This window comes from Zoogloea sp. (genome assembly GCF_028689785.1).
In the GTDB taxonomy this organism is placed as follows: Bacteria; Pseudomonadota; Gammaproteobacteria; order Burkholderiales; family Rhodocyclaceae; genus Zoogloea.
Window position 1 is genome coordinate 38469 of the sequence record NZ_JAQVCN010000031.1, and the last position, 14529, is coordinate 52997.

The following is a 14529-nucleotide window of genomic DNA, read 5'->3' on the forward strand; positions in this document are numbered from 1 at the left end:
CCTTAGGCAGCCAGAGTGCCGTCCCGGTAGTCGGCCAGAGCCTGTTCGATTTCCTCCCTCGTATTCATCACGAACGGACCGTACTGCACCACCGGCTCGCCGATGGGGCGCGCCGCCAGCAGCAGGAAATGCCCGCCGTCCTCGCCGGCCTGTACCTCGATGCAGTCGCCAGCCGACAGCACGCCGGCCTGCCGATTCGGCAGGGGTTGCCCTTCGCTACCGCCCACTCGCAGGCTGCCCGCGTAGGGATACAGGAAGGCCGAGTGTCCGTTCTCCACCGCCTGGCTAAAGCGGGCGCCGCTCTCCAGGCGCACATCGAGGAACAGCGGCGCGGTACTGAGCCCCTGGATCGGACCATCGGCGTGCTGACCGTCGGCCGTTTCCAGCCGGCCGGCTACCACCTTCACCGTGCCGCCGCTGATGGCCAGTTGGGGAATCTCCTCAGGCTGGATGTCCCGGTAGGCAGCGGGCTTCATCTTCTCTTTGGCGGGCAGGTTGATCCAGAACTGGAAGCCGTGGAGGCGGCCGGCCTCCTGCAGCGGCATCTCCGAGTGGATGATGCCCCGGCCTGCTGTCATCCACTGGGCGCCGCCGGCCCGCAGGTGGCCCTTGTGACCCAGGTGGTCCTCATGTTCGAAGTCGCCGGCGAGCATGTAGGTGACGGTCTCGAAGCCCCGGTGGGGATGGGGCGGGAAACCGGCGATATAGTCGTCCGGGTTGTCTGAGGCGAATTCGTCGAGTATCAGGAAGGGGTCCAGCCGCAGCCCCTGGCTCTGGCCCAGGCTGCGCCGGAGCTTGACGCCAGCGCCGTCGGAGACAGGGATCGACGGGATGATCCGGGTGAGGCTGCGGTGGGTCATGGTGTTCTCCGTGTCAGTTGGCGGCATCGGCCAGTTCGGCCAGCTTGCCGTGGGCGGCGGCGAGGGCGGCGCTCTTGCTTTCCTCACCCATGTTCAGGCCTTCAGCGTAGACGAACTCCACGTCGGTGATGCCGAGGAAGCCCAGGAAGTCACGCACATAGGTGGTCTGGCTGTCCTTCGGGGTGCCGGCGTAGAGGCCGCCGCGGGCTGCAAACACGGTCACCTTCTTGCCGGTCAGCAGGCCTTCCGGGCCGGTGGCGGTGTAGCGGAAGGTGACGCCGGCGCGGGCAATGTGGTCGAACCATGCCTTGAGCGTGGAGGGTACGCCGAAGTTGTACATGGGCAGGCCAATGACGATTTCGTCGGCCTGGCGGATTTCTTCGATCAGGGCGTCGGAGTAGGCGACGACGGCCTGCTGCTCGGCGCTGCGCTCTTCTGGCTTGGCCAAAAAGGACAGGAAGCGGGCGGCGTCCAGGTGGGGCACCGGCTCGGCGGCCAGGTCGCGGCTGACGACCTTCAGGTCGGGGGTGGCCGCCAGGCGGGCGGCGACGAAGCGCTCGGCGAGTTGACTGGACTGGCCTTGGGTGGAAAACAGGCTGGCGTTGATCTTGAGCAGGGTGGTCATGGTGGTTCTCCGTGTGGGGTGTCGATGGCTGTATTTAATGATTTACGGAGAAGATAAAAAAGAACAAGATTTCGTTTTTATCTATCGATTTATTGGATGGTTCCGGTTCCCCATGTTTCTCTGGAGCAGTGGCGTGCACTGATTGCAGTGGTCGAGGCTGGCGGCTATGCCCAAGCCGCCGAGGCCCTGCACAAGAGCCAGTCGGCAGTGACCTACGCGGTACAGAAGATCGAATCCCAGCTCGGCATCCAGGCCTTCGAGCTGCAGGGGCGCAAGGCCGTTCTCACCCCCACCGGGCGCATGCTTTACCGGCGCGCGCTTGCTTTGGTGGGTGAGGCGGGTGACCTGGAGCGGGTGGCGCGCAAGCTGTCGGCGGGCTGGGAGGCCGAGATCGGGCTGGCAGTGGAGATCCTCTTCCCCCCGGCGCTGCTCCTCGATTGCCTGGCCCGCTTCGGGCAGGAGGCCGCCCGCACCCGGGTGGAGGTGATCGAATCGGTGATGGGCGGGAGTGGCGAGGCGCTGCTGACCGGCAAGGCCGATCTGGCGGTGACGCCCCATGTGCCGCCGGGCTTTCTGGGGCGGCCGCTGATGCGCATGCGCCTGGTGGCCGCGGCGCATCCGGGCCACCCCCTGCACCAGCTCGGGCGGCCCGTGGAGGAGCGTGACCTGCGCGCCCACCGCCACCTGATGGTGCGGGAGACGGGATCGACCCGCAATTCCCGCAGCCAGACCATCGACGTGGATCAGCGCTGGACCTTCAGCAGCATGGCCATGTCCATCGCCGCCGCCGCCGCGGGACATGGCTTTGCCTGGTATCCCGAAGCCCTGATCGCGGCCGAGCTGGCTGCCGGACAGCTGAAGGTGTTGCCCCTGGGGGGCGCGGAGGTCCGCTTCGTGGACATGTATCTGGTGTTTGCCGACCCGGAGATGTGCGGGCCGGGGGTGGTGCGCCTGGCGGAGATCGTTGCGGCGGTGGTGGCCGAGTCAGGCCTGGGTGAGGCGCTGGCTGATGCGGGCCAGCAGGGCGCAGCCTAGCCAGTAGATGGCGGCGATGAAGAGCCAGGCCTCAAGGTAGAAAGGGCGCCACTGGGCGTCGCCCGAGAGGGCCAGGCCGAGGGCGCCGGTGAGCTCGTAGAGGCTCACGATGGTGACCAGGGAGGTGTCTTTGAACAGGGCGATGGCGCTGTTGGTCAGGGACGGCGCCACGTGGCGCAGCACCTGGGGCAGCACGATCCAGCGCTGGATCTGCCAGGGGCTGAAGCCCAAGGCCGCCGCTGCGCTGCGTTGACCCTCGGGAAAGGCCTGCAGGCCGCCCCGGATGATCTCCGACAGGTAGGCGGCGGCAAACAGCACGATGGCGATGAGCACCCGCCAGAGCATGTCCGGGGCCAGGTCGCCGGGAAAGAACAAGGGCAGCAGGAAGGACGCCACGAACAGCGCCGCCACCAGGGGGATGCCCCGGGCCAGCTCCACGTAGGCGGTGAGCAGCCCGCGCAGCAGGGGCAGGGGGGCACGTCGCCCGTAGGCCACGGCGATGCCCAGGGGCAGGGCCCCGGCCATGCCGAGGCCAGTGAGCAGCAGGGTCAGGGGCAGGCCGCCCCACAGTTCGGTGGGGACCGCGTCGAGGCCGGCAAAGCCGCCGGCCAGCAGGGGCAGGGCGAGCAGGGGGAGCACCGTCAGGGCAGCGATGAGCGCGCGGCCACGCAGCCAGCCCGAAGCGGCGGCCACCCAGCTGCCGGCAATCAGCCCGGCCGCCAGTGCGGGGCGCCAGCCCTGCTCGGCCGGATAGCGCCCGAGAACAATGAAGCGCGCCTTCTCGGTGACTACGCCCCAGCACGCGCCGCTGCGTTCCAGGGCCTCGCAGGCCGCCACATCGGGGGCGAAGCGGGCCTTGAGCAGTGCCCAGTCCACGAGCGAGGGCAGGGTCAGGGCCAGTACCGCCAGAATGAGCAGGCTCAGGGCGGCATTGAGCGGGTCGCCGAACAGGGCACGGCGCAGGGCGATCATCGCTCTCACGGCGCCATACCCCGCAGGCTGCGCCGTTCCAGGCGGTGGCTCAGCGCCGCCGCGAGCAGGGACAGCAGCAGGTACACCCCGATCACGATCAGCAGACATTCGATGGCCCGCCCCGTCTGGTTGAGGCTGGTGCCGGCCACCGACACCAGGTCCGGGTAGCCGATGGCCACCGCCAGGGACGCGTTCTTGAACAGGTTGAGGAGCTGGCTGGTGACCGGCGGCAGGGCGGCCCGCCAGGCCTGGGGCAGCAGCACCAGCACAAAGGCCTGGCGTGGCGTCATGCCCAGGGCCAGGGCCGACAGACGCTGGCCCGGCGGCAGGGCCTGCACCGCGCCGCGCAGGGTTTCGGCGATGTAGGCTGCGGAGTAGGTGGACAGGCCGATGAGCAGGGCCAGGTATTCCGGGGTCAGGCGGGCGCCGCCATCGATGCCGAAGCCGGCGGGCTCCGGCAGCTCCCAACCGGCTTCGCCCCACCAGGGCAGGGCCAGGCCGGATTTGCTGAGGAACACCCCCGGCGCCAGGCGCAGGGCCGCATCGGCCGCCGGCAGCAGATCGGTGAGGATGAAATACCAGGCCAGCAGATGCAGCAGCAGGGGCACATTGCGCACCCCGTTTACAAAGACGCCGGCCAGGGCGCGCACCAGCGGATTGTCGCCCAGGCGCCCGAAACCCACGACCACGCCCACCACGACGGCCAGCAGCGCGCCGGGCAGGGCCACCCGCAGGGTGTTGAGCAGCCCGGCAGCGAAGGCCCGCAGGGTGCTGTCACCGGAGTCGAAGGGCAGCAGGCTCTCCCCCAGGGCAAAGCCGGCGGGCTCCAGCAGAAAATCGAAGCCGCTGCGGATGCCCCGCTCCTGCAGATGCCCGGCTGTGGTGGTCACCAGCAGCCCGCCGAGCACTAGCAGAGCAAGCAGCAGCAGCGCCTGCCAGGCGAGGCGAGCGGGGTGCTTCATCCGTCAGCGCAGGGGCTGGGCGTACATCAGGCCGCCCTTGTTCCATTGGGCGTTGAGGCCGCGGGGCAGCTTGAGGGGGGAATCCGCCCCCAGGTTGCGGTTGAAGATCTCGCCGTAGTTGCCCACCGCCTTGATCGCCCGGGCGGCCCATTCCCGGTCGAGGCCGAGACTCTTGCCCAGGTCTTCGCCTACCCCCAGGAAGCGCTGCACGGCCGGGTCGGGGGAGGATTTGAGGCTGTCCACCCGGGCTTGGGTGATGCCTAGCTCTTCGGCTTCGATCAGTGCGTTGAGGGTCCATTTGACGATGGCGAACCACTCGTCGTCGCCGCGCCGCACGGCCGGGCCCAGGGGCTCCTTGGAGATCAGCTCCGGCAGCACCAGGTAGTCGTCGGGCGCGGGCGCTTCCTTGCTGCGGATGAAGGCCAGGGCCGAAGCGTCGGTGGTGTAGGCCTGGCAGCGGCCGCTGAAGAAGGCCTTGAGGGAGGCCTCGAACTTGTCGAAGACCACGGGCTTGAGCTTGATGCCCTGGGCCCGGGCGTAGTCGGCCAGATTCTTCTCGGTGGTGGTGCCCGATTGCACGCACACCTCGGCGTTCTTCAGTTGTTTTGCACTCGTCACCTTGAGCTTCTTCGGGACCAGGAAGCCCTGCCCGTCGTAGTAGCTGACGCCCGCAAAATGCAGGCCCAGGGCCGCGTCGCGGGTCAGGCTCCAGGTGGTGTTGCGGGACAGGACGTCCACCTCGCCGGACTGGATGGCCGTGAAGCGCTGCTGGGAGCTCAGGGGCACCCAGCGCACCTTGTCCGGATTGCCCAGCACGGCGGCGGCCAGGGCCTTGCACAGGTCCACGTCCAGGCCCTTCCACTGGCCCTGGCTGTCGGCGGCGGAGAAGCCGATCACCCCGGTGCTGACACCGCAGGTGAGCTGCCCTTTGGCCTTGATGGCATCCAGGGTCTTGCCGGCAAAGGCCGACGGGGTGGCAAGGAGGGTGGTGAAGGCAAGGGCGCCGGCAAGGCGCCCGGGGCGAAAGCGGGTCATGGCGGATGCAGGACAAAGGCCGAAGCCCGACAGCTTATCGGGCTTCGGCCATGTGATGCAAAGCAGCAATCGTTCGGAGCTTATGAAGGAATCGGGATGAGGGCCTTCAGCCCGCGGTCCAGCCCCCGCCCAGGGCGCGGATCAGGTTCACCGTTGCCCGGGCCCGCTCCCCGTCCAGGCCCACGGCGACGCGCTGCTGCTGCAGCACGCTGCGCTCCGCGTCGATGACGTTGAGGTAGCTCACGGCGCCTTCCCGGTATTGCAGGCGGGCGATGCGCGCGGCCCGCTCGGCGGCGCCCACGGCGTCGTCCTGCTCCCGGTGCTGTTCGCCCAGGATGCGCAGCTGGGCCAGGTTGTCCTCCACCTCGCGGAAGGCCTGCAGCACGGTCTGACGATAGCGGGCGCCGTCTTCGGCGTGGGCCGCGCGGGCCTGGGCCACGCCGGCCTCCCGGGCGCCACCGTCAAACACCGGCAGGCTCAGGGCGGTGCCCACCAGCGGCCCGAAGACGAAGCTGCGGCTGGCGTACTTGAAGAGATCGCCCAGCCCGTCGGACTCGTAGCCCAGGGCGCCGGTAAGGGACAGGCGCGGGAACCAGGCCGCCCGGGCCACGCCGATGCGGGCGTTGGCGGCGGCCATGGCCCGCTCGGCCGCGGCAATGTCGGGCCGGCGTTCCAGCAGGGCCGAGGGCAGGCCGGCCGGCACATTCACCGCGAGGCGCGTCAGGGGCATCACCGGCAGGTTGAACTCGGCCGGCGACTTGCCCAGCAGGATGGCCAGCGCGTGTTCGGCCACGGCGCGCTGGCGGGCCAGGCCCAGGGATTCGGAGCGGGCCGAGGCCAGCTCGCTGCGGGCCCGGGCCAGGTCCAGCTCGGCGATGTCGCCCTCGTCGAAGCGGCGCTGGAGCAGCTTTGCCGTGTCGGCGCGCAGGCGCACGGTGTCGGCGTACAGGGCTTGGGCGGCGTCCAGCTCGCGGATCAGGAAGTAGGCCTGGGCCACGTCGGCCTGCAGGCTGAGCAGGGTCACGGCAAACAGGGCTTCGCGCTGGGCGCTGTCGAGGCGGGCGGCCTCTTCGGCGCTGGCCAGCCGGCCGAACAGGTCCACCTCGTAGGCGATGGTGGCCTGGCCGCGCCACAGGGTGCGGGCCTGGGTGTCGGCGTCGGCGGCCAGGCCCTGGGCGGCCGGTGACGGCCGCTGGCGGGTCGGGCCAAAGCCCACGCCGACCTGCGGCGCGCGGGCTGCCCTGGCCGACTGCTCCAGCGCCCGGGCCTGGCCCAGGCGGGCGGCGGCGGCCATCAGGTCGGGGTTGGCCAGCACCGCGTCCCGCTCCAGGCGGTCGAGGAGCGGATCGCCGAAGACATGCCACCAGTCGCCCCGGGCGGCGCTGTCGGCGGGCTCGGCGGGTTTCCAGTGGGCGTCGACGGGGGCCGCCTCCTTGAAGGCGGCGGGGGTGGCAATGTTCGGCTTCTCGTGGATGGGGGCCACCGAGCAGCCGGCCAGGATCAGCAGGCTGGCCAGCAGGCCGGTGGCGTGGCGGTGCAGGGGCAGGTTGCGCAGGGTCATCGTCTTACTCCTGGCCGGCGTGGGCATGAACGGGGGCCACCAGGGGCGCTTCGTGGTGAGTGGCCGAATGAAGGGGATGGCGCTTGTCCAGGGTGCGCAACAGCACGTAGAACACCGGCGTCAGGAAGAGCCCGAACAGGGTCACGCCGAGCATGCCGAAGAACACCGCGATGCCCATGGCGTGCCGCATCTCGGCCCCGGCGCCGGTGGAGATGACCAGCGGCACCACGCCCATGATGAAGGCGATGGAGGTCATCAGGATGGGGCGCAGGCGCAGGCGGCTGGCGTCGATGGCGGCCTGCCGCGGGGTGTGGCCCTGCAGCTCCAGCTCCCGGGCGAACTCGACGATCAGGATGGCGTTCTTGCACGCCAGCCCCACCAGCACCATCAGCCCGATCTGGGTGAAGATGTTGTTGTCGCCCCCCGTCAGCCACACGCCGGTGAGGGCCGCGAGGATGCTCATGGGCACGATCAGGATCACCGCCAGGGGCAGGGTCAGGCTCTCGTACTGGGCGGCCAGCACCAGGAAGACCAGCAGCACGCTGATGGGGAAGACCCACACGCCGGCGTTGCCGGCCAGGATCTTCTGGTAGGTGAGGTCGGTCCATTCGAACTTCACGCCCCGGGGCAGGGTTTCGGCGGCGATGCGTTCGGCGGCGGCCTCGGCCTGGGCCGACGAGTAGCCCGGCGCCGGCCCGCCGTTGATGTCGGCGGCGGTGAAGCCGTTGTAGCGCACCACCATCTCGGGGCCGTAGGTGGGCGTGACCCGCAGCAGGGACCCCAGCGGCACCATCTCGCCGCTGGCGTTGCGGGTCTTCAGGCGGGTGATGTCTTCCGGCTGGGCGCGGAACCCGGCGTCGGCCTGGGCGCGCACCTGGTAGACGCGGCCGAAGCGGTTGAAGTCATTCACATACAGCGAGCCCAGGTAGATCTGCAGGGTGTCGAACACGTCGGTCACCGCCACGCCCTGCTGCTTGGCCTTGGTGCGGTCCAGGTCCACGTCCAGCTGGGGCACGTTGATCTGGTAGCTGGAGAACATCGGGCCCAGCTCCGGCGCCTTGCTGGCGGCGGCCATGAAGGCCTTGGCGGCCTTGTCCAGTTCGGCGTAGCCCACACTGCCCCGGTCTTCGATCTGCATCTTGAAGCCACCCACCGTGCCCAGGCCCATCACCGGCGGCGGCGGAAAGACGGCGATGAAGGCTTCCTGGATGGCCGAGTATTGCTGGTTGAGGGCGCCGGCGATGGCCCCCGCCGACAGCTCGGGCGATTTACGCTCGGCAAAGGGCTTGAGGGTGACGAAGACGATGCCGGCGCTGGAGCTGTTGGTGAAGCCGTTGATGGACAGGCCGGGGAAGGCCACGGCGCTCTCCACACCCGGCTGCTTGAGGGCGATCTCGCCCATGCGGCGGATTACCGCCTCGCTGCGGTCGAGGGATGCGCCGCTGGGGAGCTGGGCGAAGCTGACCAGGTATTGCTTGTCCTGGGCCGGCACGAAGCCGCCGGGCACCACGTAGGAGATGCCCACGGTGAGCCCGAGGAGCAGCGCATACACGCCCATGGCCGAGGCCTTCCGCTGGATCACCCCGGTCACGCCGCGGCCGTAGCGCTCGCTGCTGCGGTTGAAGAAGTGGTTAAAGCGCGCAAAGAAGCCGCCGAACCAGCGCTGCATCTGCACCGTGAGCCAGTCGGGGGGCGTGTCGTGGCCCTTGAGCAGCATCGCCGCCAGGGCCGGCGACAAGGTGAGGGAGTTGAAGGCCGAGATCACCGTGGAGATGGCGATGGTCATGGCGAACTGCTTGTAGAACTGGCCGGTGAGGCCGGTCATGAAGGCCAGGGGTACGAACACCGCCACCAAGGTGAGGGCGATGGCGATGATGGGGCCGGAGACTTCGCGCATGGCCCGGTAGGTGGCCTCGCGGGGCGACAGGCCGGCCTCGATGTTGCGCTCCACGTTCTCCACCACCACGATGGCATCGTCCACCACGATGCCGATGGCCAGCACCATGCCGAACAGGGACAGGGCGTTGATGGAGTAGCCGAAGCCCAGCATCAGCGAGAAGGTGCCGATGATGGACACCGGTACCGCCAGCAGCGGAATGATGGACGCGCGCCAGGTCTGCAGGAAGACGATCACCACCAGCACCACCAGGGCGATGGCTTCCAGCAGGGTGGTGATCACCGCCTTGATGCTGGCCCGCACGAACTGGGTGGGGTCATAGACGATGCTGTACTGCACCGAGGGCGGAAAGTCCTTGGCCAGTTCGGCCATGGTCTCGCGCACCTGGGCCGAGATATCCAGGGCGTTGGCGCCCGGTGTCTGGAAGATGGGGATGGCCACGGCGGGCTTGTTGTCGAGCAGGGCGCGCAGGCCGAACTCGGCGGCGGCCAGCTCGATGCGGGCCACGTCGCCCAGGCGCGTAACGCCGCCATCGGGGGCGGTCTTGAGGATGATCTGCGCGAACTCCGCTTCGTCCTTGAGGCGGCCCTGGGCATTGACGTTGAGCTGCATGGGTGTGCTGCGCTCGTTGGGCGGCGCGCCGATCACGCCGGCGGCCACCTGCACGTTCTGCTCGCGGATGGCCTTCACCACCTCGCCGGCGGTGAGGCCGCGCTCGGCCACCTTGCCCGGGTCCAGCCACACGCGCATGGCGTAGTTGCCGGAGCCGAACAGGCCCACCTCGCCCACGCCCTTGATGCGCGCCAGGCGGTCCTTGACGTTGAGGACCGCGTAGTTGCGCAGGTAGGTCATGTCATAGCGGTCGTCCGGCGAGGTGAGGTGCACCACCATGGTGATGGTAGGGGTGCTCTTGGCGGTGGTCACGCCCAGGCGCTGCACGTCCTCGGGCAGGCGCGGGAGGGCCTGGGAGACCCGGTTCTGCACCAGTTGCTGGGCCTTGTCGGGATCGACGCCGAGCTGGAAGTGCACGGTGAGGGTCAGGTTGCCATCGCTGTTGGCCTGGGACTGCATGTACAGCATGTTCTCCACGCCGTTGATACTTTCCTCCAGGGGCGCGGCCACGGTTTCGGCGATCACCTTGGGGTTGGCGCCGGGGAACTGCGCGCGCACCACCACCGAGGGCGGCACCACCTCGGGGTATTCGGCGATGGGCAGCTGGAAGACCGACAGCAGGCCGGCCAGCAGGATCAGGACCGACAGCACCCCGGCAAAGATGGGGCGGTCGATGAAGAACTTGGAGATGTTCATGGGGCGGCCCTCAGATGCGCGTCTTCTGCGCACGGGGCTCGGCCACGGCGCCGGCCGTGGCCAGGGGAGCGCTGCCCTCCATGGCCACCGGGTGCGGTGTCACCGGGTCGCCGGGGCGGACCCGCTGCAGGCCATTGACCACGATGCGCTCGCCCGGCTTGAGCCCCTCCTCGACGATGCGCAGGCCGTCCTGCAGCTTGCCCAGCTGCACTTCCCGGTAGGCGGTGCGGTTGCCTTCGCCCACCACCAGGACAAAGCGCTTGGCCTGGTCGGTGCCCACGGCCCGGTCGTCGATCAGCAGGGCCTCCCGGGGGGCCGCGCTGCCCAGCTGGATGCGGGCGTACAGGCCCGGCAGCAGCTGGCCGTCGGGGTTGCTGAAGACGGCCCGGACGCGGATCGTGCCCGAGCGGGTGTCGAGGCGGTTGTCCACCGAGTGGATGTGGCCGCTGAAGGGGTGGCCCTCGCCATCGGCCAGGCCGAGCTTCACCGGCAGGCGGGCGCCGCCGTCCCGGGCCAGGCTGATGGAGCGGAGGTAGGTCTGCTCATCCACATCAAAGGCGGCGTAGATACGGTCGGACGACACCAGGGTGGTCAGGGCTGGCCCGCTGCCGGGGCTCACCAGGTTGCCCACGGTGACTTCGGCCCGGGACATGCGGCCGTCGATGGGCGCCTTGATGGTGGTGTATTCCAGGTTGAGGAGGGCGATGCGCAGGGCGGCACGGGCAGCCTGCAGGTTGGCGGCGGCGTCCCGGGCGCCGTTCTGCTTCTCTTCCAGGTCGCGGCGCGACACGGCGTTGTCGGCAATCAGGCGCTCGGAGCGGGCCAGGTCGGAGGTGGTGTAGGCCACCCGGGATTCGGACGCGGTGAGCTGGGCCTCGGCCCGGGCCACCTCTGCGGCGAAGGGGCGCGGATCGATGGTGAATAGCACCTCACCCTTGCGCACCACGGCGCCGTCCTTGAAGTGCACCTGGGTCAGGAGGCCGGCGACCTGGGGGCGCAGCTCGACCCGGTCCACGGCCTCGAGCCGGCCCGAGAACGCGTGCTGTTCGGTGATGCTGCGGTGGATGACCTCGGCGGTGTCCACGACGGCGGCCTGGGGAGCGGCGGCGGGCTCGTCACGGGTGGCGTGGGCGGCGATGCCGATGCCTGCCAGCGCAAATCCGGCGAGGGCGGCGCCAATCACGGCACGGCGACGGCGGAGGGCTGCGGGGGGGAATGTGGTGTTGGGCATGCTGTCCTCTCTGATATCGGAAGCGAGGGGTAGGTAGGGATGGGATCATTCTTATTGTTTTGTTGGGCTGGATAAATATTAAAAATTTGACTTCACTATTCGATAGTGACTAATAATTAAGTCATGGTCACCGCCGGAGACCGAAAGCAGGAGCACAGCGAATGGACAGATTTCAGGCGATGCGGGTGTTCATGGGAGTGGTCGAGGCCAACAGCTTCACCCGCGCGGCCGACAACCTGAGCATGCCCAGGGCCACGGTGACGACCACCGTCCAGGCTCTGGAGAATCTGCTCAAGGTGCGCCTGCTCAACCGCACCACGCGCAGCGTCAGCCTGACCCCCGACGGCGCGGCCTACTACGAGCGCTGTGTGCGCATCATGAAAGAGCTCGAAGAGATGGAGACCGCCTTCCAGGACGCTGCGCGACGCCCCCAGGGGCGGCTGCGGGTGGATGTGGTCGGACCCATCGGCCGGCGCATCCTGATCCCGCGCCTGTGCCAGTTTCGCGAGCGCTACCCTGACGTGGAGCTGGTGATCGGCATTGGCGACCGGCCGGTGGATCTGGTGCAGGAGGCGGTGGATTGCGTGATCCGGGCCGGCGAGCTGGCGGATTCATCCCTGGTGGCGCGGCGCATCGGCAGCCTGAGCTTCGTCACCTGCGGCGCCCCGTCCTACCTGGAGCGCTACGGGGAACCCCGCACCCTGGAAGAGCTGGCGCAGCACCACGCGGTGCATTTTTTTTCCAGCGTCACGGGGCGCAACTTTGACTGGGACTTCGTGGTGGACGGGGTCAGCACCCCGGTGCGCATGCAGGGGCAGGTGGCGGTGAACGACGCCGATGCCTACAACGCCTGCGGCCTGCAGGGCCTGGGGCTGATCCAGCCGGCCCGCTTTATGGCCTTGCCGCACCTCGAAAACGGCGAGCTGAAGGAGATCCTGCCCGCCTGGAAACCGCCCCCGCTGCCCATGTCGGTGCTCTATCCCCAGAACCGCCACCTGTCCCCCAAGGTGCGGGCCTTTGCCGACTGGGTGGCCGAGCTGTTCAGCCAGTGCCCGCTGCTTAATGGCAGCGACGGCGAGGGCTTCACGGCGGGGGAGTGCCGCTACCCGGAGCGCCCGGCCACCTACACCGTGCGCGAGATGCTGGAGCAGGAGAACCAGCTGGCGGGGCTGAGCTAATTCGGGTTGAGTGGATGGTAAACTTGGCCAAACTTTGGAAGACTTCACGGTGCGATACCAAGCGAGCCGCCTGACATGAACCAAGCCGATAGCGAAATTCTCACGCTGGATGAAGTGGCGGTCTACCTCAAGGCAGGGAAGAAGACCGTCTACCGGCTGGCCCAGCAGGGGGAGATACCGGGGTTCAAGCTGGGCGGAACCTGGCGGTTTCGTCGCAACGAGTTGGATCGCTGGATTGCCGCGCAGATAGCCGAGAAGACGCAGGACAAGACATGAGCAGCACCCCGCAAAACAACAGTAGTCAGGCGGCCTCGCCCAGAGGGAGGGCTGCACGCCCATGAACGCCGTAGAAATCGAACAGGCCATCACAGACCTCGCGGAGCAGCCCTTCGACCCTGCAGAGTTTCCCTATGCCTTCCTTGAGGCTTTCGGCAACAAGGCGACGACCCTCAAGCGCCTGCGCGCAGGGGCATCGAACAAGTCCGACCTCGGCGGTGTTCTCCAGACCAGCAACATCCACATTCTGAGTTGCGATGCTGGGCGGGTGACGCAAATGCTGGCCGCCCTCAAGGCCAGCCCGGCCACGGCCAAGGCCAAGGCCAAGTTCATCCTTGCCACGGACGGCGCGGACTTCGAGGCCGAAGACCTGGCCAGCGGCGAGACCGTCGCCTGCGCCTTCAAGGACTTCCCGGATCACTTCGGCTTCTTCCTGCCGCTGGCGGGCATCAGCACCGTTCGCCAGATCAGTGAAAACGCCTTCGACATCCGGGCCACCAGCCGCCTGAACCGGCTGTACGTCGAACTGCTGAAAGACAACCCCGCCTGGGGCACGGCGGAGCGGCGCCACGACGTGAACAAGCTCATGGCGCGGCTGATCTTCTGCTTCTTTGCCGAGGACACCGATATCTTCGGCGGCAGGGGCAAGTTCACCGAGACCGTCGCGCGGATGAGCGCGGGGGATTCGACCAATACGCACGAGGTCATCGCCACGCTGTTCCGCGCCATGAACACCAAGCGTGAGAACCGGGCGGCCGCCGGGCTTCCCCGGTGGGCCAATATCGACGACTTCCCTTACGTTAATGGCCAGTTGTTCTCCGGCAGCGACGAAGTGCCGCGATTCAGCAAGATCGCCCGCTCCTACCTGCTGCACGTCGGCGGGCTGGACTGGACGAAGATTAACCCCGACATCTTCGGCTCGATGATCCAGGCCGTCGCCGAGGACGAGGAGCGCGGCGAGCTGGGGATGCACTACACCAGCGTCCCCAACATCCTGAAGGTGCTGAACCCGCTGTTCCTCGACGACCTTCGGGAGAAACTGGAGGAAGCGGGCGATAACGCCCGCATGTTGCTCAACCTGCGCAAGCGCATGGCGAGGATCAGGGTTTTCGACCCGGCCTGCGGTTCGGGCAATTTCCTGGTCATCGCCTACAAGGAAATGCGCGCCATCGAGGCCGAGATCAACCGTCGGCGCGGTGAGCCGGATCGTGCCTCAGAAATTCCGCTCACCAATTTTCGCGGGATCGAACTGCGCGACTTTCCGGCGGAGATCGCCCGCCTTGCGCTGGTCATTGCCGAGTATCAGTGCGACGTGCTTTATCGGGGGCAGAAGCTGGCACTGGCTGAATTCCTGCCATTGCGCAACGAGAACTGGATCACGTGTCACAACGCACTGCGGATCGACTGGTTGAGCGTGTGCCCGCCGACCGGTACCGGCGTGAAACTCCAGGCCGACGACCTTTGGGCACCTCGAATAACCCGAGGTTTTCAATGAATTCCGCCGCGCAACGATGATCGCGACCCAATTCGATTCAATTTCGCTGAGCAAACGCCGCCTTTCCCTGCGGTGTAGCCCCGTTTTTGCCTCG

12 protein-coding genes are annotated in these 14529 nt (G+C 68.1%); 4 read left to right on the plus strand and 8 right to left on the minus strand.

All coding sequences use genetic code 11. The annotated features are described in order from the left end of the window. Nucleotides 1–2 precede the first annotated feature (2 nt). Together PHI64_RS14150 and PHI64_RS14155 are read right to left on the minus strand one after the other, a co-directional pair. Nucleotides 3–860, minus strand: a complete 858-nt coding sequence (locus PHI64_RS14150; RefSeq protein WP_299883881.1) for a pirin family protein — start codon at nt 858–860, stop codon at nt 3–5. Between the two features lie 13 nt (nt 861–873). Continuing rightward, a complete protein-coding gene (locus tag PHI64_RS14155) occupies nt 874–1485 on the minus strand; it encodes an NAD(P)H-dependent oxidoreductase (RefSeq protein ID WP_299883883.1) in 612 nt (203 codons plus the stop codon). Nucleotides 1486–1581: 96 nt separating this feature from the next. On the opposite strand from PHI64_RS14155, the gene PHI64_RS14160 reads away from it, so the two are divergent. Next, a complete protein-coding gene (locus tag PHI64_RS14160; RefSeq protein WP_299883884.1) occupies nt 1582–2520 on the plus strand; it encodes a LysR family transcriptional regulator in 939 nt (312 codons plus the stop codon). Here PHI64_RS14160 and PHI64_RS14165 read toward each other — a convergent pair. The 6 genes from PHI64_RS14165 to PHI64_RS14190 form a co-directional block, all read right to left on the minus strand. Then, a complete protein-coding gene (locus PHI64_RS14165) occupies nt 2470–3492 on the minus strand; it encodes an amino acid ABC transporter permease (protein WP_299883886.1) in 1023 nt (340 codons plus the stop codon). The genes PHI64_RS14160 and PHI64_RS14165 overlap by 51 nt on opposite strands. 5 nt (nt 3493–3497) lie before the next feature. Next, nucleotides 3498–4454, minus strand: a complete 957-nt coding sequence (locus tag PHI64_RS14170) for an ABC transporter permease subunit (protein WP_299883888.1) — start codon at nt 4452–4454, stop codon at nt 3498–3500. 3 nt (nt 4455–4457) lie between these two features. Then, the gene (locus tag PHI64_RS14175; protein WP_299883890.1) at nt 4458–5489 is read right to left on the minus strand and encodes an amino acid ABC transporter substrate-binding protein; all 1032 of its coding nucleotides are present in this window, start codon (nt 5487–5489) and stop codon (nt 4458–4460) included. A gap of 106 nt (nt 5490–5595) precedes the next feature. Further along, complete coding sequence (locus PHI64_RS14180; RefSeq protein ID WP_299883892.1) at nt 5596–7050, minus strand: efflux transporter outer membrane subunit; 1455 nt, start codon at nt 7048–7050, stop codon at nt 5596–5598. A gap of 4 nt (nt 7051–7054) precedes the next feature. Next, nucleotides 7055–10255: an efflux RND transporter permease subunit gene (locus PHI64_RS14185; protein ID WP_299883894.1), complete on the minus strand. Its 3201-nt coding sequence runs from the start codon at nt 10253–10255 to the stop codon at nt 7055–7057. Nucleotides 10256–10265: 10 nt separating this feature from the next. Then, on the minus strand, nt 10266–11486 hold the full coding sequence (locus PHI64_RS14190; RefSeq protein ID WP_299883896.1) for an efflux RND transporter periplasmic adaptor subunit: 1221 nt from the start codon (nt 11484–11486) through the stop codon (nt 10266–10268). Nucleotides 11487–11647: 161 nt separating this feature from the next. On the opposite strand from PHI64_RS14190, the gene PHI64_RS14195 reads away from it, so the two are divergent. The 3 genes from PHI64_RS14195 (at nt 11648) to PHI64_RS14205 (ending at nt 14435) form a co-directional block, all read left to right on the plus strand. Beyond that, nucleotides 11648–12664: a LysR family transcriptional regulator gene (locus PHI64_RS14195; protein WP_299883898.1), complete on the plus strand. Its 1017-nt coding sequence runs from the start codon at nt 11648–11650 to the stop codon at nt 12662–12664. 75 nt (nt 12665–12739) lie between these two features. After that, nucleotides 12740–12940: a helix-turn-helix domain-containing protein gene (locus tag PHI64_RS14200; protein ID WP_299883900.1), complete on the plus strand. Its 201-nt coding sequence runs from the start codon at nt 12740–12742 to the stop codon at nt 12938–12940. A gap of 61 nt (nt 12941–13001) precedes the next feature. Beyond that, a complete protein-coding gene (locus PHI64_RS14205) occupies nt 13002–14435 on the plus strand; it encodes a DNA methyltransferase (protein WP_299883902.1) in 1434 nt (477 codons plus the stop codon). Nucleotides 14436–14529: the final 94 nt, after the last annotated feature.

Coding starts and splice junctions, on each gene's coding strand:
- PHI64_RS14150 (WP_299883881.1), bottom strand. CDS start 860: ATGACCCACCGCAGCCTCACCCGGATCATCCCGTCGATCCCTGTCTCC.
- PHI64_RS14155 (WP_299883883.1), bottom strand. CDS start 1,485: ATGACCACCCTGCTCAAGATCAACGCCAGCCTGTTTTCCACCCAAGGC.
- PHI64_RS14160 (WP_299883884.1), top strand. CDS start 1,582: ATGGTTCCGGTTCCCCATGTTTCTCTGGAGCAGTGGCGTGCACTGATT.
- PHI64_RS14165 (WP_299883886.1), bottom strand. CDS start 3,492: ATGATCGCCCTGCGCCGTGCCCTGTTCGGCGACCCGCTCAATGCCGCC.
- PHI64_RS14170 (WP_299883888.1), bottom strand. CDS start 4,454: ATGAAGCACCCCGCTCGCCTCGCCTGGCAGGCGCTGCTGCTGCTTGCT.
- PHI64_RS14175 (WP_299883890.1), bottom strand. CDS start 5,489: ATGACCCGCTTTCGCCCCGGGCGCCTTGCCGGCGCCCTTGCCTTCACC.
- PHI64_RS14180 (WP_299883892.1), bottom strand. CDS start 7,050: ATGACCCTGCGCAACCTGCCCCTGCACCGCCACGCCACCGGCCTGCTG.
- PHI64_RS14185 (WP_299883894.1), bottom strand. CDS start 10,255: ATGAACATCTCCAAGTTCTTCATCGACCGCCCCATCTTTGCCGGGGTG.
- PHI64_RS14190 (WP_299883896.1), bottom strand. CDS start 11,486: ATGCCCAACACCACATTCCCCCCCGCAGCCCTCCGCCGTCGCCGTGCC.
- PHI64_RS14195 (WP_299883898.1), top strand. CDS start 11,648: ATGGACAGATTTCAGGCGATGCGGGTGTTCATGGGAGTGGTCGAGGCC.
- PHI64_RS14200 (WP_299883900.1), top strand. CDS start 12,740: ATGAACCAAGCCGATAGCGAAATTCTCACGCTGGATGAAGTGGCGGTC.
- PHI64_RS14205 (WP_299883902.1), top strand. CDS start 13,002: ATGAACGCCGTAGAAATCGAACAGGCCATCACAGACCTCGCGGAGCAG.